Origin of the sequence: Mesorhizobium sp. CA10, from assembly GCF_020165285.1 — a bacterium.
GTDB lineage: Bacteria > Pseudomonadota > Alphaproteobacteria > Rhizobiales > Rhizobiaceae > Mesorhizobium.
Map to the genome: position 1 here is coordinate 578,724 of NZ_JAIUHV010000003.1, position 16,126 is coordinate 594,849.

17 protein-coding genes are annotated in these 16,126 nt (G+C 63.3%); 11 read left to right on the forward strand and 6 right to left on the reverse strand.

All coding sequences use genetic code 11. From position 1 onward, the window contains the following. Positions 1–46: 46 nt before the first annotated feature. The 3 genes from LB535_RS09815 (at position 47) to LB535_RS09825 (ending at position 2,795) form a co-directional block, all read left to right on the forward strand. Entirely contained in the window at positions 47–1,450 is a 1,404-nt protein-coding gene (locus LB535_RS09815) for an L-serine ammonia-lyase (RefSeq protein ID WP_224632019.1), read from the forward strand. Positions 1,451–1,535: 85 nt separating this feature from the next. Beyond that, the gene (locus tag LB535_RS09820) at positions 1,536–1,973 is read left to right on the forward strand and encodes a DUF1489 family protein (RefSeq protein WP_095765343.1); all 438 of its coding nucleotides are present in this window, start codon (positions 1,536–1,538) and stop codon (positions 1,971–1,973) included. A gap of 123 nt (positions 1,974–2,096) precedes the next feature. Next, positions 2,097–2,795, forward strand: a complete 699-nt coding sequence (locus tag LB535_RS09825) for a molecular chaperone DnaJ (RefSeq protein ID WP_224632020.1) — start codon at positions 2,097–2,099, stop codon at positions 2,793–2,795. A 43-nt stretch (positions 2,796–2,838) separates the two neighbouring features. Here the strand turns inward: LB535_RS09825 and LB535_RS09830 are convergent, their stop codons facing one another. Further along, positions 2,839–4,263: an SPOR domain-containing protein gene (locus LB535_RS09830; protein WP_224632021.1), complete on the reverse strand. Its 1,425-nt coding sequence runs from the start codon at positions 4,261–4,263 to the stop codon at positions 2,839–2,841. A 288-nt stretch (positions 4,264–4,551) separates the two neighbouring features. On the opposite strand from LB535_RS09830, the gene LB535_RS09835 reads away from it, so the two are divergent. From LB535_RS09835 to clpA, 3 genes are all read left to right on the forward strand, one after another. Beyond that, positions 4,552–4,881, forward strand: coding sequence for a phasin family protein (locus LB535_RS09835; protein WP_224632022.1), 330 nt, complete (start codon positions 4,552–4,554; stop codon positions 4,879–4,881). A gap of 277 nt (positions 4,882–5,158) precedes the next feature. Then, a complete protein-coding gene (gene clpS, locus LB535_RS09840; RefSeq protein WP_036258315.1) occupies positions 5,159–5,485 on the forward strand; it encodes an ATP-dependent Clp protease adapter ClpS in 327 nt (108 codons plus the stop codon). A 6-nt stretch (positions 5,486–5,491) separates the two neighbouring features. Beyond that, positions 5,492–7,957: an ATP-dependent Clp protease ATP-binding subunit ClpA gene (clpA, locus tag LB535_RS09845; RefSeq protein WP_095765347.1), complete on the forward strand. Its 2,466-nt coding sequence runs from the start codon at positions 5,492–5,494 to the stop codon at positions 7,955–7,957. Positions 7,958–8,048: 91 nt separating this feature from the next. Here the strand turns inward: clpA and LB535_RS09850 are convergent, their stop codons facing one another. The 4 genes from LB535_RS09850 to LB535_RS09865 form a co-directional block, all read right to left on the reverse strand. Then, the gene (locus tag LB535_RS09850) at positions 8,049–8,477 is read right to left on the reverse strand and encodes an HIT family protein (protein ID WP_140627829.1); all 429 of its coding nucleotides are present in this window, start codon (positions 8,475–8,477) and stop codon (positions 8,049–8,051) included. A 172-nt stretch (positions 8,478–8,649) separates the two neighbouring features. Beyond that, complete coding sequence (locus tag LB535_RS09855; protein ID WP_224632023.1) at positions 8,650–9,864, reverse strand: GNAT family N-acetyltransferase; 1,215 nt, start codon at positions 9,862–9,864, stop codon at positions 8,650–8,652. Positions 9,865–9,919: 55 nt separating this feature from the next. Beyond that, positions 9,920–10,648, reverse strand: coding sequence for a glycerophosphodiester phosphodiesterase (locus LB535_RS09860; RefSeq protein WP_224632024.1), 729 nt, complete (start codon positions 10,646–10,648; stop codon positions 9,920–9,922). An 8-nt stretch (positions 10,649–10,656) separates the two neighbouring features. Then, positions 10,657–11,121, reverse strand: a complete 465-nt coding sequence (locus LB535_RS09865; protein WP_140627834.1) for a RidA family protein — start codon at positions 11,119–11,121, stop codon at positions 10,657–10,659. A 139-nt stretch (positions 11,122–11,260) separates the two neighbouring features. On the opposite strand from LB535_RS09865, the gene LB535_RS09870 reads away from it, so the two are divergent. The 5 genes from LB535_RS09870 (at position 11,261) to tsf (ending at position 15,057) form a co-directional block, all read left to right on the forward strand. Next, positions 11,261–12,091: a cell envelope integrity EipB family protein gene (locus tag LB535_RS09870; RefSeq protein ID WP_095765616.1), complete on the forward strand. Its 831-nt coding sequence runs from the start codon at positions 11,261–11,263 to the stop codon at positions 12,089–12,091. A gap of 82 nt (positions 12,092–12,173) precedes the next feature. Then, positions 12,174–12,452 (forward strand): DUF4031 domain-containing protein, encoded by a 279-nt coding sequence (locus LB535_RS09875; RefSeq protein WP_140841277.1) that lies wholly within the window; start codon positions 12,174–12,176, stop codon positions 12,450–12,452. Next, positions 12,449–13,060, forward strand: coding sequence for a LysE family translocator (locus LB535_RS09880; protein WP_224632025.1), 612 nt, complete (start codon positions 12,449–12,451; stop codon positions 13,058–13,060). The genes LB535_RS09875 and LB535_RS09880 overlap by 4 nt, the downstream gene beginning before the upstream one ends. A gap of 175 nt (positions 13,061–13,235) precedes the next feature. Further along, positions 13,236–14,015: a 30S ribosomal protein S2 gene (gene rpsB / locus LB535_RS09885; RefSeq protein ID WP_095765354.1), complete on the forward strand. Its 780-nt coding sequence runs from the start codon at positions 13,236–13,238 to the stop codon at positions 14,013–14,015. A gap of 121 nt (positions 14,016–14,136) precedes the next feature. Then, positions 14,137–15,057, forward strand: a complete 921-nt coding sequence (gene tsf, locus LB535_RS09890) for a translation elongation factor Ts (RefSeq protein ID WP_224632026.1) — start codon at positions 14,137–14,139, stop codon at positions 15,055–15,057. A 53-nt stretch (positions 15,058–15,110) separates the two neighbouring features. Here tsf and LB535_RS09895 read toward each other — a convergent pair whose 3' ends face one another. Beyond that, positions 15,111–16,037 carry a LysR family transcriptional regulator gene (locus tag LB535_RS09895; RefSeq protein WP_224632027.1) on the reverse strand — a complete coding sequence of 309 codons (927 nt, stop codon included), beginning with the start codon at positions 16,035–16,037 and terminating at the stop codon, positions 15,111–15,113. Positions 16,038–16,126: the final 89 nt, after the last annotated feature.

A 16,126-nucleotide genomic window follows, 5' to 3' on the forward strand; every position in this document is an offset into this window, starting at 1 on the left:
ATTCCTATATGTAAGCCTTGAGCGGTCCTCAGGAGACGACGCCCCAGTGTTCCTTTCGGTTTTCGACCTGTTCAAGATCGGCATCGGCCCATCGAGCTCGCACACCATGGGGCCGATGACGGCCGCGCGCCGCTTCCTCGACGAGATCCTGGCCGGCGACTGGCCCCGGCCCGCCGGCGTCAAGGTTGACCGCATCGGCGCCAGCCTGCACGGCTCGCTTGCCTATACCGGCATCGGCCACGGCTCGGACCGTGCCGTGATCCTGGGCCTGGCAGGCCAGACACCGCAGACGGTCGATCCGGACGAGGCCGACGCCATCGTCGCCCGTATCGGCGCGGAGAAGCGAGTTTCGCCGCCCGGGCATCTGACATATCGCTTCGATCCCGCCAAGGACCTCGTGCTCGACCGCAAGACGCCGCTGGCCGGCCACGCCAACGGCATGGCCTTCTATGCCTATGATGCGTCCGACCGGCTGCTGCTCAAACGCATCTATTATTCGATCGGCGGCGGCTTCGTCGTTTCCGAGGAAGAGCTGCAGCGCATGAAGGCAAAGGGCTCGGTGACGACCGAAGGCAAGAACGTGCCGTACCCCTTCAAGAACGCCGCCGAAATGCTGGCGATGGCGGCCAAGAGCGGGCTTTCGATCGCCGAGATGAAGCGCGCCAACGAGGAAAAGCATATGTCGCGCGAGGAGCTTGACGAAGGCCTCGACGCGATCTGGGGTGCGATGAAGGGCTGCATCGATCGCGGCTTGTCGCAGGACGGCATCATGCCGGGTGGGTTGAAGGTGCGCCGCCGCGCGCGGCAGCTGCACGACAAATTGCAGGAACAGTGGCAGCAGAACAGGCCAAATCCGTTGCTCGCCAATGATTGGCTTTCGATCTACGCCATGGCTGTCAACGAGGAGAACGCCGCGGGCGGTCGCGTGGTTACGGCGCCGACCAATGGCGCTGCCGGCACGCTGCCGGCAGTGCTGCGCTACTGGCTGCATTTCCATCCCGAAGCCGACCAGCCGAGCATCCGCGACTTCCTGCTGACGGCCGCCGCCGTCGGCGGCATCATCAAGTCCAACGCCTCGATCTCGGGCGCCGAGGTCGGTTGCCAGGGCGAGGTGGGTTCCGCTTCGGCGATGGCCGCCGCCGGGCTTTGCGCCGTCATGGGCGGCACGCCCGAGCAGGTGGAGAACGCCGCCGAGATCGCGCTCGAGCATCATCTCGGCATGACATGCGATCCTGTCGGAGGCCTGGTGCAGGTGCCCTGCATCGAGCGCAATGCGCTGGGCGCGGTGAAGGCAGTGACGGCGGCCTCCTTGGCCATCAAGGGCGACGGCACGCATTTCGTGCCGCTCGACGCCGCGATCGAGACCATGCGCCAAACCGGCCTCGACATGAACGAGAAATACAAGGAAACCAGCCTCGGCGGCCTCGCGGTCAATGTGGTGGAGTGCTGAGGTCTTATCGAGACCCCCAGGCTGGCCCTGTGGAGAAGTCGCTCAAGGCGTTGACGCGTCAACCCTTGCGGCTAAATCTTGGGGCATGTCACTCAATCTCATCAAACTGTGCGTCGGTTGCGACAGCGTCGAGGACCTCGAAGAGTGGATCGCCTTCCGCCTCGACGAGCGGCGCCGTGCGGGCGAGCCGGCCGAGCACTGGCACACCACCCGCATGGTGCCGACGCGCGGCGATGAGATCACCGACGGCGGCTCGCTCTATTGGGTGATCAAGGGCAGCGTGCAGTGCCGGCAACTGATCACCGAGATCCGGCCCTTCGTCGACGGCGAGGGCATCGGCCGTTGTCATCTGGTGCTCGATCCTGAGGTGGTGCGCACCGACTGGCAGCCGCGCCGCGCCTTCCAGGGCTGGCGTTATCTGAAGCCCGCCGACGCACCGGCCGATCTCGGCAAGGGCAGGGCGGCACTCGCCGAAATGCCGCCGAAGCTCAGGCTCGAACTTGCCGAACTCGGCCTGCTGTAGCGCCGCGCCGGCCGGCAAACCCACCGCTGGCCCTTCGGCTCGTCCGATGTGGGACTTGCAAGCGCCGGACCTTGGTCCCATCCTATTTGTTATGCTCGGTCATCCGTATGGCGGTGCTAATCGATGGGTGTGATCCTCGCTTTGGCAGCGGTGCTTGTGGTGCTTTTCGGCGCCGCCATGCTCTTTGTGCGCGCTGATCCCGCAAGGATGGCCGATAGTCTGAGATCGCTTGGACCGGCTTTTCTGGGACTGGTCGGGGCGCCCATGCTGGTCTTCGGCCGCAGCCTTATCGGCGGACTGCTTTTGCTCGCGGCGCTGGCCTGGGTCGGCTGGATGCGCACGAGGCGGCCTCCGGCGCGCGCCGCCGCTTCCAAACATTCGACGGTGCGCACTGCCGCGCTCGAAATGGACCTCGACCACGACAGCGGAAAGCTCGAGGGGCTCGTCCTGGCCGGGCGTTATGAAGGCAAGATGCTGGGCGCAATGGGGCTGACGGACCTGCGCCAGCTTCACGGCGAGCTCAGCCCGGATATGGAGAGCCGCCAGCTCCTAGAGACGTATCTTGACGGCCGTTTTCCCGTCTGGCGCAAGGACGCGCAGCCGCACGGTGGCGAAGGGCTGGGTGTTGCGCCAGGTGCGGGCCCCATGACTAAGGAGGAGGCCTACAAGGTCCTTGGTCTTGAAGCGGGGGCTGCCGCGGCGGATATCCGCAAGGCGCACCGCCGCCTGATGCAGCGCCTGAACGCCGATATCGGCGGCACGTCTGTCCTGGCGGCGCGGATCAATGAAGCCAAGGACGTCCTGCTCTCCAATCACGATTAGTCTCCTTCGACGCGGGTACTTTCCCGGAGATTTCAACAGCCGCCTATTGCTCGACGGCGTAGCACGAGATTTTCTTGCGCTTCAGGGCGTCGCAGGCCTTCCAGGCGGCGTCCTTCGAGCCGAAGCCGCCGAAACGGGCGCGGTAGTAGGTGGCGCCGTCCTTGTCGAAAGCGACCGTGAAGCCCGATGCGTCCGCCAAGACCCTCGGCGCCTGCTTGCTCGTCTTTTCGAGCAGCGCCTGGGCTCCGGTTTTCGTCGGCGACGATGCAACCTGAACGACCCAGCCGGAGGGCACTGACGATGTCTTGACCGGATCGATCGCTGGTGCTGCGGGCGCTGGGTCGGCATAAGCGGTGACGACCTGGGCCGAGGCTTCCTCGGTTTTGGCGGGCGGCGCCATCGCGGCCACGGCAACCGTCTTCACCTTCTTGATCTGGATCACCGGTTTCGCCTCTTCGGCGACCTGCTGGTTGTCATCCTGGGCGTCATCGTCGGCTGAGGCGACGACAGCGTCATCCGTAGCCGGCTTGGCGTCCGGAGTCGGCGCGTCATGCTTGGGCAAAAAGACCTTGGCCAAGGTCTTGATCGGATTGTCGTTGCCCTTGGCGATGAGATCGCCGCCGCCGCGCGTCGAGGCGCGCGGCAGATAGGTGTTGATAAGCGCGGCCATCTGGTTGTCGCGGCTGCGGCCGGAAGCGCCGCCCATCACCACCGCGACGAGGCGGCGGTCGCCATCGGCAACGGAGGAGACGAGGTTGTAGCCCGAAGCGCGGGTGTAGCCGGTCTTGATGCCGTCGACGCCCTTGATGCGGCCGAGCAGACGATTGTGGCCGTTGATGCGCTGACGGCCATATAGAAACGAGCGCTGCGAGAAATAACCGTAATATTGCGGATAATGCTCGCGGAGCGCGATGCCCAGCATCGCCATGTCGCGAGCCGTGGTGAACTGGCCCGGGTCGGGCAAGCCGTTGGCGTTGCGGAAGACGGTGCCGTTCATGCCGAGCTGGCGCGCCTTGGCCGTCATCATGCGGGCGAAATTGTCTTCGCTGCCGCCAAGCATCTCGCCAAGCGCGGTCGCCGAGTCATTGGCTGATTTCGTCACGATCGACAGAATCGCGGTCTCGACCGAAACCGAGCCGCCGGCGCGCACTCCGAGCTTGGTCGGCGCCTCGGCGGCGGCATGAGCGGAAAACGGAACCGGGGTGTTCTTGCTGATCCTGCCCTTCGCCAGCGCTTCGAAGGTGAGGTAGAGCGTCATCATCTTGGTAAGCGAGGCGGGATAGCGCCGGCCATTGGCGTCAGCGGAGTAGAGCACCTTGCCGGTCTTGGCGTCCACGACGATGGCCGAGGCCCTCGCTGCCATTGCCGACGCCACGTCGGCGACGACAACCGTCATCGCGAGCGCGGCGATCATGATTGCCTTGAGGGAGAAAGATTTGGAGACTAGCCCCGACAACGCCTGACGCACCGTTACTTACCCTGAATTTTCGTTGCCCCGGAGGCGGCAAAGGGAGTGCCGGCCTCACTTCCAGCCAAGCTATCGCGCCCAGCGTTACCAATCCGTTTATGGTAACCGCCGCGTTCACCATTTTTCGGCAAATCGAGCTTCTCTTTAATCGAATTTTACCGGCCGCCGGCGCTGGACCCCCTGCATACCAAGGGATTCTTGACTTTTGTGCATCGCACAATATATTGAGGTGCATTGCACAAGGGCGCCCGGGGCAAAAAGGGCGTTTCAACCAAAGGGAAGTATGAAATGACCCAGACCTATGAGGACTTCACGAAATACGGCAAGGAATTTGCCGACACCGGGCTGAAGAGCTTCGCCTCGCTCACCAAGGGCGCGCAGGCGATCGCCACCGAAGCCGGCGAATACGCCAAGAAGAGCTTCGAAGCCGGCACCGCCGCCTTCGAGAAGCTGTTCGCGGCCAAGTCGATCGAGAAGGCCGTCGAGATCCAGACCGATTACGCCAAGCAGAGCTATGAGAGCTTCGTGGCCGAGGCCAGCAAGATCGGCAATCTCTATGCCGAGCTCGCCAAGGAAGCGTACAAGCCCTTCGAATCGGTGGTCGCCAAGGCGAAGTAATTTCGCCCGATCACACCGGACACGGCCAGCGGGCCAATCAAAAGGACCCGGTCGCGGAAACGCGGCCGGGTTTTTTCATGCGAGATCGCAACCTGACGCACCTTGCCGCATTCACGATTGAGAAATTCGCTGCGGTTTGCCCACCTAGCCATATTGTCAGCTAAACAGAAGGGCTTAAAATCGTCCATCGAGAACCTACATGTTGAACTCGCATGAGGATTCGAAAAGGCTGGACTACGTGACGATCGGTTTGACTGCCACGGCAGGCGTGGTGCGAATGCAAAGTGACGGAGACCGCAACGATCCCGGTCGCGGCACCGCTGTCATCACGCGCACCAAAACCAAGACCAAGAAGCCCAGTCTCTACCGGGTCCTCATTCTGAACGACGACTACACCCCGATGGAGTTCGTCGTTCACGTCCTGGAACGATTTTTCCAAAAGGACCGCGAAGCCGCCACACGCATCATGCTTCATGTTCACAATCATGGAGTGGGCGAGTGCGGCATCTACACATTCGAGGTGGCCGAGACCAAAGTGTCCCAGGTCATGGATTTCGCCCGACAGAATCAGCATCCGCTGCAATGCGTGATGGAGAAGAAGTGAGGTAACATGCCGGCTTTCTCCCAAGGCCTGGAAAAGGCGCTACATCAGGCGCTGACATTCGCCAACGAGCGGCATCATGAGTATGCAACGCTCGAACATTTGCTGCTCGCCCTGATCGACGATACCGAGGCGGCCGCCGTCATGCGCGCCTGCAACGTCGATCTCGACGAGCTCAAGCATACGGTTCTCACCTATATCGACACCGAGCTCGACAACCTCGTCACCGGTTATGACGAGGATTCGAAGCCGACGGCAGGTTTCCAGCGCGTCATTCAGCGCGCCGTGATCCATGTGCAGTCGTCCGGCCGCGAGGAAGTGTCCGGCGCCAACGTGCTCGTCGCCATCTTCGCCGAGCGCGAGAGCCATGCTGCCTATTTCCTGCAGGAACAGCAGATGACCCGCTACGACGCGGTCAATTACATCTCGCATGGCATTGCCAAGCGCCCAGGCGCTTCGGAATCGCGCACGCCGCGCGGCGCCGAGGACGAGCAGGGCGGCCAGAACGGTGCCGAGCCGCAGGAAGAGGGTGGCAAGAAGAAGCAGCAGGACGCGCTGACGGCCTACTGCGTCAACCTCAACAACAAGGCGCGGGCCGGCAAGATCGACCCGCTGATCGGCCGCGACAGCGAGATCAACCGCACCATCCAGGTGCTGTGCCGCCGTTCCAAGAACAACCCGCTCTATGTCGGCGATCCGGGGGTCGGCAAGACGGCGATCGCCGAAGGCCTCGCCAAGCGCATCGTCGAAGGCGATGTGCCGGAAGTGCTGCAGGACGCCACCATCTTCGCGCTCGACATGGGCACGCTGTTGGCCGGCACCCGCTATCGCGGCGACTTCGAGGAGCGGCTGAAGCAGGTCGTCAAGGAACTCGAGGACTATCCGGGCGCGGTGCTGTTCATTGACGAGATCCACACGGTGATCGGGGCCGGCGCCACCTCGGGCGGCGCCATGGATGCATCGAACCTTCTGAAGCCGGCGCTGTCGTCCGGCGCCATCCGCTGCATCGGCTCGACCACCTACAAGGAGTTCCGCCAGTTCTTCGAGAAGGACCGCGCGCTGGTGCGGCGCTTCCAGAAGATCGATGTCAACGAGCCGACCATCGAGGACGCCATCGAGATCATGAAGGGCCTGAAGCCCTATTTCGAGGAGTTCCACAAGGTCCGCTACACGAGCGAAGCGATCAAGGCCTCGGTCGAGCTGTCGGCGCGCTACATCAACGATCGCAAGCTGCCGGACAAGGCGATTGACGTGATCGACGAAACCGGCGCCTCGCAGATGCTGGTGCCGGAAGCCAAGCGCAAGAAGACGATCGGCATCAAGGAGATCGAGGCGACGATCGCCACTATGGCGCGCATCCCGCCGAAGACGGTCTCGGCAGATGATGAGAAGGTGCTGCAGGGGCTCGATATCGAGCTGAAGCGCGTCGTCTACGGCCAGGATACGGCCATCACCGCGCTGACCTCGGCGATCAAGCTGGCGCGCGCCGGCCTGCGCGAACCGGAGAAGCCGATCGGCTCCTACCTGTTCTCAGGCCCGACCGGCGTCGGCAAGACGGAAGTCGCCAAGCAGCTTGCCGCCTCGCTCGGCGTCGAGCTGATCCGCTTCGACATGTCGGAATACATGGAACGCCACACCGTCTCGCGGCTGATCGGCGCGCCTCCCGGCTATGTCGGCTTCGACCAGGGCGGCCTGCTCACCGACGGCGTCGACCAGCACCCGCATTGCGTGCTGCTGCTCGACGAGGTCGAGAAGGCGCATCCGGACCTGTTCAACATCCTGTTGCAGGTGATGGACCACGGCAAGCTGACCGACCACAACGGCAAGCAGATCGACTTCCGCAATGTGATCCTGATCATGACCACCAATGCTGGCGCCTCGGACGCGCAGCGCGCGGCAATCGGCTTCGGCTCTACCAAGCGCGAGGGCGACGACGTCGAGGCGATCAACCGGCTGTTCACGCCGGAGTTCCGCAACCGCTTGGACGCGATCATCCCGTTCGGTTCGCTGCCGGTGCCGGTCATCCATCAGGTGGTGCAGAAGTTCGTCATGCAGCTCGAGGCGCAGCTCTCCGAGCGGGGCGTCACCTTCGACCTGTCGCCGGACGCGATCGCCTGGCTGGCCGACAAGGGCTATGACGAGCGCATGGGCGCGCGTCCGCTCGGCCGCGTCATCCAGGAGCACATCAAGAAGCCCCTGGCCGACGAGGTGCTGTTTGGCAAGCTCAAGAAGGGCGGCACGGTGCGCGTCACCGTCGAGAAGAAGGAAACCGGCGAGTCCGGCCTGAAGCTCGAATCGCTCGCCGACGAGTCGCCCGTGCAGCCGAAGAAGGAAGAGCCGGAAGACTCGCCGAAGCCGAAGAAGGCGGTGGCCAAGAAGCCGGCGCCCAAGAAGGCCGTGGCGCAGAAGCCGGAGCCGAAGGGCAAGGACGGCAACAAACGCAGCCTTGTGCCGCAACTGCCGCGCAAGGGCTGATCGGCCTTCACGTGAAATGCAAAAGAGCCCCCGGCAATGGGGCTCTTTTCTTTTGAGCGGTCAGCGCGCAGTCACCGGGTCGAAGGCTGTGTCAGCTTCCCAGCGCCGCCCGGATCTTGCCGGCGTTCTCGGCCAGCACCTCAGGCTTCTCCATCTGACCGGAATGCGGCTTCAACGGCACGCCTTCGAAGCGCGGCACGACGTGGACATGGAGATGGTAGACGGTCTGCCCGGAGGCCGATTCGTTGAACTGCATGAGGGTGACGCCGTCGGCGTCGAATGCCTTTTTCACTGCCACGGCCACCTTCTGGACGACCGCGAACAGCGGACCGAGCGTTGCCGGATCGGCGTCGAGCATGTTGCGGGACGGCGCCTTGGGCATCACCAGCGTGTGGCCCATGCCTTGCGGCATCACATCCATGAAGGCGACGACCGCATCGTCCTCGTAGACGCGGTGCGACGGAATCTCGCCGCGCAGGATTTTTGCAAAGATATTGCCGGGATCATAGGCTTCAGCCATGGGGTGACACTCCCAATTGCATTCACCGTCCGGTGTAGCGAAGCCGCCGATGGGCGGCAAGGCGCTCGGGCGAGATCGCTGAAGCGCGTCGTAAGGAATGGATTCGGGCGACGCGCTTTAAGTCTCTGTTTTCATGTTTTCATCGCAGCGGCATGGCCCGCGGTGAGGCCGGCTATTCCCCAAGATCCTTGCGGAAGGGCGTGTGCTCTTCGAGATATTCGGCCATGCGCTCGACCTCGCGTCGCTCACGCCTGAGATAGTCGGCGACGGCGTTGCGCAAGCCGGGATGCGAGAAGTAGTGCGCCGAATGCATGGTCACCGGCCGGTAGCCGCGCGCCAGCTTGTGCTCGCCCTGCGCGCCTGCCTCCACCACCTTCAGCTTGCGCTCGATCGCGAAATCGATCGCCTGATGGTAACAGACCTCGAAATGCAGGAAGGGGTGATCCTCGATGCAGCCCCAGTTGCGTCCGTAGAGCGCGTCGGAACCGATGAAGTTGATGGCGCCGGCAATGTAGCGGCCGTTCCGCTTTGCCATCACCAGGAGGATGTCGTCGGCCATGCGCTCGCCGATCAGCGAGAAGAACTGTCGGTTGAGATAGGGCCGGCCCCATTTCCTGCCGCCGGTATCCATGTAGAAGGCGAAGAAATCGTCCCAGGCGCTTTCGGTGATGTCCTTGCCGGTCAGCCAGTCGATCGAGATGCCGTCGGCAACCGCTTCCCGGCGCTCCTTCTTCATTGCCTTGCGCTTGCGCGAGGCAAGCGTGGCGAGGAAGTCGTCATAGGTCGAAAAGCCTTCGTTGAAGAAATGGAACTGCTGGTCGGTGCGATGCAGGAAGCCCGCCGCTTCCAGTGTCGCCACATCCGGCTCGGTTGCGAAAGTGACATGCGCGGACGAGACGCCGAGCTTGTCGGTCACCAGCTTCAGGCCTTCCGCCAGTCCTGCCTTCACCGCACTTTCATTCTCGCCTTTGCCGACCAGCAGGCGCGGGCCAGTGACTGGTGAAAACGGCACCGAGCATTGCAACTTGGGATAATAGCGGCCGCCGGCGCGCTCGAAGGCGTCCGACCAGCCGTGGTCGAAGACATATTCGCCCTGGCTGTGCGATTTGAGGTAACAAGGGACGGCGCCGAGAAGCCTGCCTTGCGCGGTTTCCAGCCGCAAGTGATGACCCTGCCAGCCAGTGCGCCGGACGGCGCAGCCGGAATCTTCCAGTGCGCTTAAAAAAGCGAATGAAACCAGCGGGTTGTAACCGTTTTCTTGGTCGCCGCGCGTGGTTCCGACAAAGCGGTTCCATTCCTCGCAGGTGAAGGCGCCGATGCCCGCCGCGATGCGGATCGCATAATCCGCGTTCGCTGCCTGTCCATCGTCTTCGTCGCCCTGATCCATGGGGCTTATTTAAGCTTCGCAGGGGCAGCTACAAGTCACGTTTGAGGCACTCGGCTCAGCCAACTCTCACCAGGCCGGGCTCGAAACCCTCGAAGGTCATCTGGTCGGCATATTTGAAGGTGAGGTCGACCGCCGGCTGGTCATGCACGGTCCAGGTAATGACCGGCATCTTCAGCTTTTCGCGCACGAAGCTGACGAAGGGGTTGGGCAGGTCGCCGGCAGCGTAGGAGGTGAAGGCGAGGTCGTGCGCGAGCATCGCGAAATGCGCCTCGATCAGCTGGTTGTCCCTGCCATAGGCGGTCAGCCCGCCGGGGATGCCGGGGGCGTCCTTGGCGAAGTCGCGGATCAGCCAGTGGTCGAACGACATGATCGCCACCTTGCCGTTGTAGCGCTTGAGCAGCCGGCCGACGCTTGCCACCAGCCCGGCATCATGGCCGGGAACGCCTTTCAACTCGACCACCAACGGCACACGGCCGTCGATCAGGTCGAGCGCCTCCTCGAGCGTCGGCACGTGGTCCTTGGTGCCGCCGACCTTGAGCGTCGCCAGTTCGGCCGCGGTGCGTTGCCACACGAAGCCATCCTGGCCGGTGAGGCGTTTCAGTTCGCCGTCATGGATGATGACCGGGACGCCGTCGGACGAGACATGCACGTCGCATTCGATGGCGTAGCCGCGCTCGGCGGCCGCGGCGAAAGCCGACAGCGTGTTTTCCCAGCGCGTCTTGTTCATGTCGTGGAAGCCGCGATGCGCGACGGGCTGCGCAATCAGCCAGGACAGATCGGTCATGTTGAGCCTCACTCGACTTCGAAGATCGCTTCGATCTCGACCGCGGCGTTGAGCGGCAGCGAGGCGGTGCCGACGGCGGAGCGGGCATGCTTGCCGCGCTCGCCGAGTGCGGCGACCAGGAAGTCGGAGGCGCCGTTGGCGACAAGATGCTGCTCGACGAAATCCGGCGCGGAGGCGACGAAGACGGTGATCTTGACCAGGCGCCGGATCTTTTCGAGATCGCCCAGTGCGGCCTTGGCCTGCGCCAGGAGGTTGATGGCGCAGAATTTCGCGCCTTCCTTGCCTGCAGCGGTGTCGATGTCGCGGCCGAGCAGCCCGCTTGCCTGCAGCTTGCCGTCCTTCAGCGGCAACTGGCCGGCGGTGAACAGCGTGTTGCCGGTGCGGCAATAGGGCACGTAGTTGGCGGCGGGCGCGGCGGCGGCCGGGAGGGTGACGCCAAGATCGCTTAGCCGCTTTTCGATTGTTTCGCTCATTGGTTTTCCCTATTGCTGGAAGACGCCGCGTTGGCCGGGCCGAAATTGCTATTTTTGCCTCGCTTCCGCCATGACTTTTTTTAAGCTGGACTATCTTTCCCTGCGGTCTGCCTCGCGGCCGCGACGATCGGAGCAACGCATGCGCGCAACGCGCCTTTTTCTCGCCGCCGCCTGTTTCTCGGCGATGCTCCCGATGGCGCCGGCCCTTGCGGTGCCCGCGCTGCAGGCGCATCGCGCCGTCTACGATCTCACGCTCAACAAGGCCTCCGATCGCTCAGGCATTACCGGCATCACCGGCCGCATGGTCTATGAGTTCAATGGTTCCGCCTGCGAAGGCTATACGGTGAAATTCCGCTTCGTCACTCAGATTGCCACCGCCGACGGCACGAAGCTGACGGACCAGCAGACGACCACGTTCGAGGATGCCGAAGGCAAAACGTTTTCGTTCGTGACGAAATCCTTCACCGACCAGAATCTCGACAAGGAAGTGAAAGGCACCGCGACCCGGGAGCAGAAGGGCCTCAAAGTCGAGATCGACAAGCCTGAGAAGAACAGCCTCGAGCTTGCAGCGACGCAGTTCCCGACCCAGCATCTGGTCGAGTTGATCGGCAAGGCCGAAAAGGGCGAGAATTTCTACCAGACCAATCTGTTCGACGGCTCTGAGGACGCCAACAAGGTGATGACCACCACCGTCATCGTCGGCAAGAAGACCGATGTCCAGAAATCCGACCCGGAGGCGCCGGCGCTGGCCAAGCTCGCGACCGACAAATACTGGCCGGTCGACATCGCCTATTTCGACGATACCGACAACAAAGGCGAAGAGGTGCCGGAATACCGGATCAGCTTCAAGCTGCACGAGAACGGCATCACCCGCGACCTCGTCATGGACTATGGCGAATTCTCGATGACCGGCAAGCTGGTGAACCTGTCGCTGTTCGATCAGACCAAGCCTTGCCCGGCGTCGAAATAGCAATTGCTGACGGCAGCCGGCCCGGCTTGCAGGCTTGGCCTCCGAATACCATGCGTGAGGCTCACCGAATGCGGTGGGCCTGATGGCAGTCTATGTCGATGCGGCGATCTGGAAATGGGCCGGCCACCGCTGGTGCCATCTGCTCGCCGACAATACCGACGAACTCCATCGCTTTGCAGCCGAGCTGGGCCTTAAGCGTTCGTCCTATCAGGGGCCACCCAAGACATCGGCGCCGCATTACGATATCACTGGCTTCGAGCGTGATCGCGCGGTCAGGCTTGGGGCGATCGAATGCAGCCGCGAGGACATCGTGGCGATCTTCCGCCGCGTGCGGGTTCCGAATGGGAAGGTAAGACGATGACGGTGACGGCGTTCCTGGCTTATTGCGTCGCGATCTCATTGGCTGCCGCCACGCCTGGACCGGCGATGTTCGCGGTCATCACCAATGGTCTGTCGCGTGGGTTCTTGCGCGCTTTCATAGCCGGCATGGGGGTCGCCGCGGGCGACGCCGTCCTGGTCACTCTGGCGTTGCTCGGGTTGGTGGCGTTGGCCCAGACCTTCGAGTGGATTTTTCTTTTGCTGAAATACGCCGGCGCCGCTTACCTGGTCTTTCTCGGCATCAGGATGTGGCAGGCGGCCGCCCAGAAACCGGACGACTCTCGTCAGACACAGGCGCGGCTGTCGCAGTCCTTCTTTCTCGGCGCGTCTATCGCGCTCGGCAATCCGAAGGCCATTCTGTTCCACGCCTCCATCATGCCGCTGATCCTCAACCTTGACACTATGACCTTCGCCGATGGCCTGCTCGTGGTCCTTGTCGTGGTCAGCGTCAATATCATCACCATGGGCCTCTATGCCGCGATGGCGGGGCGGGCAGCCGGGTGGTTCAAGACCCCGAAGCGCATGCGCCTCATGAACAGGCTCGCTGGCGGCGCGATGATCGGCACCGGTGCGCCGATTGCCGCACGTTGATGCGCGAAGTGACACCCGGCTTGCGTTTGTGACGCTTCCCCTCTATATGCGCGCTCATTCCACACACGGACTTTGGTGTCTGCCCGGGAGAAATCCGGCTGAGACCTCCGGTGGCATCAGGACATAAGTCCGAAATGCCTGTGTCCGTGGAGGCCAACCGGAAAGGAACTAAAGAATGGCTCTGCCAGATTTCAGCATGCGCCAGCTTTTGGAAGCTGGTGTTCACTTCGGCCACCAGACCCACCGCTGGAACCCGAAGATGGCGCCCTACATCTACGGCGCCCGCAACAACATCCACATCATCGACCTGTCGCAGACGGTGCCGCTGCTGCACCAGGCCCTGAAGCAGGTGTCCGACACCGTCGCCAAGGGCGGCCGCGTGCTGTTCGTCGGCACCAAGCGCCAGGCGTCCGACATCGTCGCCGACGCGGCGCAGCGTTCGGCCCAGTATTATGTCAATTCGCGTTGGCTGGGCGGCATGCTCACCAACTGGAAGACGATCTCTAACTCGATCCAGCGCCTGCGCAAGCTCGACGAGACGCTCTCCGGCGAGGCCCAGGGCCTCACCAAGAAGGAGCGCCTGAACCTCGACCGCGAGCGCGAGAAGCTCAACAAGGCTCTCGGCGGCATCAAGGACATGGGCTCGACGCCGGACCTGATGTTCGTCATCGACACCAACAAGGAAGCGATCGCCATCCTCGAGGCCAAGCGCCTCGGCATCCCGGTCGTGGCCATCATCGATTCGAACTGCGACCCGGACAAGATCGACTTCCCGATCCCCGGCAATGACGACGCGGCCCGCGCCATTCAGCTCTATTGCGATCTGATCGCCAAGGCCGCCATCGACGGCATCGCCCGTCAGCAGGGCGCGCTCGGCGTCGACATCGGCGCTTCGGCCGAGGCTCCGGTCGAGCCGGCGCTCGACGCTCCGGCTGCAGAAGCTCCGGAAGCTTGATAAGGGAGGCCGGATTCCGGCCTTCATCTTTCCAATAAGTTGGCGCGCTAAAGCGCTTTTGCCGAGCGCATCATCCGGGTCCCGGTTGGTGCGTCGGCGCATTTGAGACAAAGAGGCGACAATGAGCATTTCGGCTGCACAGGTCAAAGAACTCCGCGACTTGACCGGCGCGGGCATGATGGACTGCAAGGCGGCGTTGAACGAGACCAACGGCGACATGGAAGCGGCCGTCGACTGGCTGCGCAAGAAGGGTATCTCCAAGGCCGACAAGAAGGCCGGGCGCACTGCCGCCGAGGGCCTGATCGGCGTCGACGCCGGCTTGCGTGAAGCGGCCATCGTCGAGGTCAATTCCGAGACCGACTTCGTCGCCCGCAACGAGCAGTTCCAGCAACTGGTCCGCAATGTCGCGAAGGTCGCGCTCGCCTATGGCGCAACCGAAGCGGTTGCCGCCGCCAAGTATCCGGGCTCCGACAAGACGGTCACCGAGACCGTCAAGGACGCGGTCGGCACCATCGGCGAGAACATCAATTTCCGCCGTTCGGCCAAGCTCACCGTGCCGCAGGGCGTGGTGGCGACCTATGTCCACAATGCGGTTGCCGATGGGCTGGGCAAGCTCGGCGTGCTGGTTGCGATCGAGACCACCGGCAACGAGCATGCCGCGAACGCCTTTGCCCGCCAGGTTGCCATGCACGTCGCCGCCACCAACCCGGTGGCGCTGACGGCCGAAGAGGTTGACCCGGCGCTGATCGAGCGCGAGAAGGCGATCTTCTCCGACCAGGCGCGCCAGTCGGGCAAGCCGGAAGCCATCATCGAGAAGATGGTCGAGGGCCGCCTGCGCAAGTTCTACGAAGAAGTGGTGCTTTTGAAGCAGGCCTTCGTGCTCAATCCCGACATCACCGTCGAGAGGGCGCTGAAGGATGCCGAGAAGGAGATCGGCGCTCCGGCGAAGATCACCTCCTATCTGCGCTTTGCTCTCGGCGAAGGCATCGAGAAGGAAACGACCGATTTCGCGGCGGAAGTCGCGGCCGCGGTCAAGAAATAGCTCCGATCCGAGGGGAGCGCGCGGCGTTTCCTTAAGGTGACGAGCTCACGAGCTCAGGCGACTCGGCCGGGTGTCCGCATGGACGCCCGGCCGATTTCTTGTGCGGTATCGATAAAGGCCCTGAGCTTCGGCGCCATCGACGCGCGGCGCGGGAAATAAAGGAAGAGCCCGGGCTCTTCGATCGCTGTCTTCGGCAGGATCTGGACGAGGCGGCCGGCTGCCAGGTCGGCGCGCACCAGCGGCTCGAAGACGTAGGCGAGCCCGACGCCGGCCAGCGCCAGATCGACGGCGCCAAGCGAATCCGTGACGACGGTCGTGCCGCGCGTCTCGACAACGACATCCTTGCCGTTGTCGTTCAGGTCCCAGCGGTAAAGCGCGCCTGACCGAACCAGCCGGTAGCCGATGCAGTTGTGATTGGCGAGATCGGCCACGTCGCGCGGACGGCCGTGCTTTGCGACATAGGCGGGAGAAGCAACGATCACGGCTTTGAACGGTGGCGTCATCCTGACGGTGACCATGTCCTGCGCGATCATTTCACCCAGCCGGATGCCGGCGTCAAACCCTTCCCCGACGATATCGATAAGTCCCTGATCGGCAACGATCTCGACCGTCACGTCGGGATAGCGTTCCGCCATCGCCGCGACCACCGGCGTCACCGCCAGGGGGATCGCTATGTTGGAGGCGTTGATCCTGAGCAGGCCGGCGGGCCTTCCCTTCACGCCTCGAATGCGGTCCATCCGCTCGGCGATGTCCTGCAGGGCAGGGCCCGCAGTCTCCACCAGCGCTTTGCCTGCCTCGGTCAGCGAGACGCTGCGCGTCGTGCGCGCAAAGAGCGGCTGGCCGATACGCTCCTCCACCAGCCGCACCGCATGGCTGACGGCAGACGGGCTCATGCCCAGCTCAGCCGCGGCAAGCGCGAAGCCGCCGCGTCGGGCCACGGCGACAATGACCGGAAGGTGTGTGAGCAGATCGCGATCCATTCATGAATGATATCGCACAGTCTTTGCGAACAATGCAATCTTATCGATGCCCCCGAGCCGGCTCATATTGGCTTCAACACATCGGCGGC

What these genes read in the sequence shown, in the direction of transcription:
- LB535_RS09825 (WP_224632020.1), top strand. Translation starts at nt 2,097, where the DNA reads ATGGGTGTGATCCTCGCTTTGGCAGCGGTGCTTGTGGTGCTTTTCGGC.
- LB535_RS09820 (WP_095765343.1), top strand. Translation starts at nt 1,536, where the DNA reads ATGTCACTCAATCTCATCAAACTGTGCGTCGGTTGCGACAGCGTCGAG.
- clpA (WP_095765347.1), top strand. Translation starts at nt 5,492, where the DNA reads ATGCCGGCTTTCTCCCAAGGCCTGGAAAAGGCGCTACATCAGGCGCTG.
- LB535_RS09870 (WP_095765616.1), top strand. Translation starts at nt 11,261, where the DNA reads ATGCGCGCAACGCGCCTTTTTCTCGCCGCCGCCTGTTTCTCGGCGATG.
- LB535_RS09860 (WP_224632024.1), bottom strand. Translation starts at nt 10,648, where the DNA reads ATGACCGATCTGTCCTGGCTGATTGCGCAGCCCGTCGCGCATCGCGGC.
- LB535_RS09850 (WP_140627829.1), bottom strand. Translation starts at nt 8,477, where the DNA reads ATGGCTGAAGCCTATGATCCCGGCAATATCTTTGCAAAAATCCTGCGC.
- rpsB (WP_095765354.1), top strand. Translation starts at nt 13,236, where the DNA reads ATGGCTCTGCCAGATTTCAGCATGCGCCAGCTTTTGGAAGCTGGTGTT.
- LB535_RS09835 (WP_224632022.1), top strand. Translation starts at nt 4,552, where the DNA reads ATGACCCAGACCTATGAGGACTTCACGAAATACGGCAAGGAATTTGCC.
- LB535_RS09865 (WP_140627834.1), bottom strand. Translation starts at nt 11,121, where the DNA reads ATGAGCGAAACAATCGAAAAGCGGCTAAGCGATCTTGGCGTCACCCTC.
- tsf (WP_224632026.1), top strand. Translation starts at nt 14,137, where the DNA reads ATGAGCATTTCGGCTGCACAGGTCAAAGAACTCCGCGACTTGACCGGC.
- LB535_RS09855 (WP_224632023.1), bottom strand. Translation starts at nt 9,864, where the DNA reads ATGGATCAGGGCGACGAAGACGATGGACAGGCAGCGAACGCGGATTAT.
- clpS (WP_036258315.1), top strand. Translation starts at nt 5,159, where the DNA reads ATGCAAAGTGACGGAGACCGCAACGATCCCGGTCGCGGCACCGCTGTC.
- LB535_RS09875 (WP_140841277.1), top strand. Translation starts at nt 12,174, where the DNA reads ATGGCAGTCTATGTCGATGCGGCGATCTGGAAATGGGCCGGCCACCGC.
- LB535_RS09880 (WP_224632025.1), top strand. Translation starts at nt 12,449, where the DNA reads ATGACGGTGACGGCGTTCCTGGCTTATTGCGTCGCGATCTCATTGGCT.
- LB535_RS09895 (WP_224632027.1), bottom strand. Translation starts at nt 16,037, where the DNA reads ATGGATCGCGATCTGCTCACACACCTTCCGGTCATTGTCGCCGTGGCC.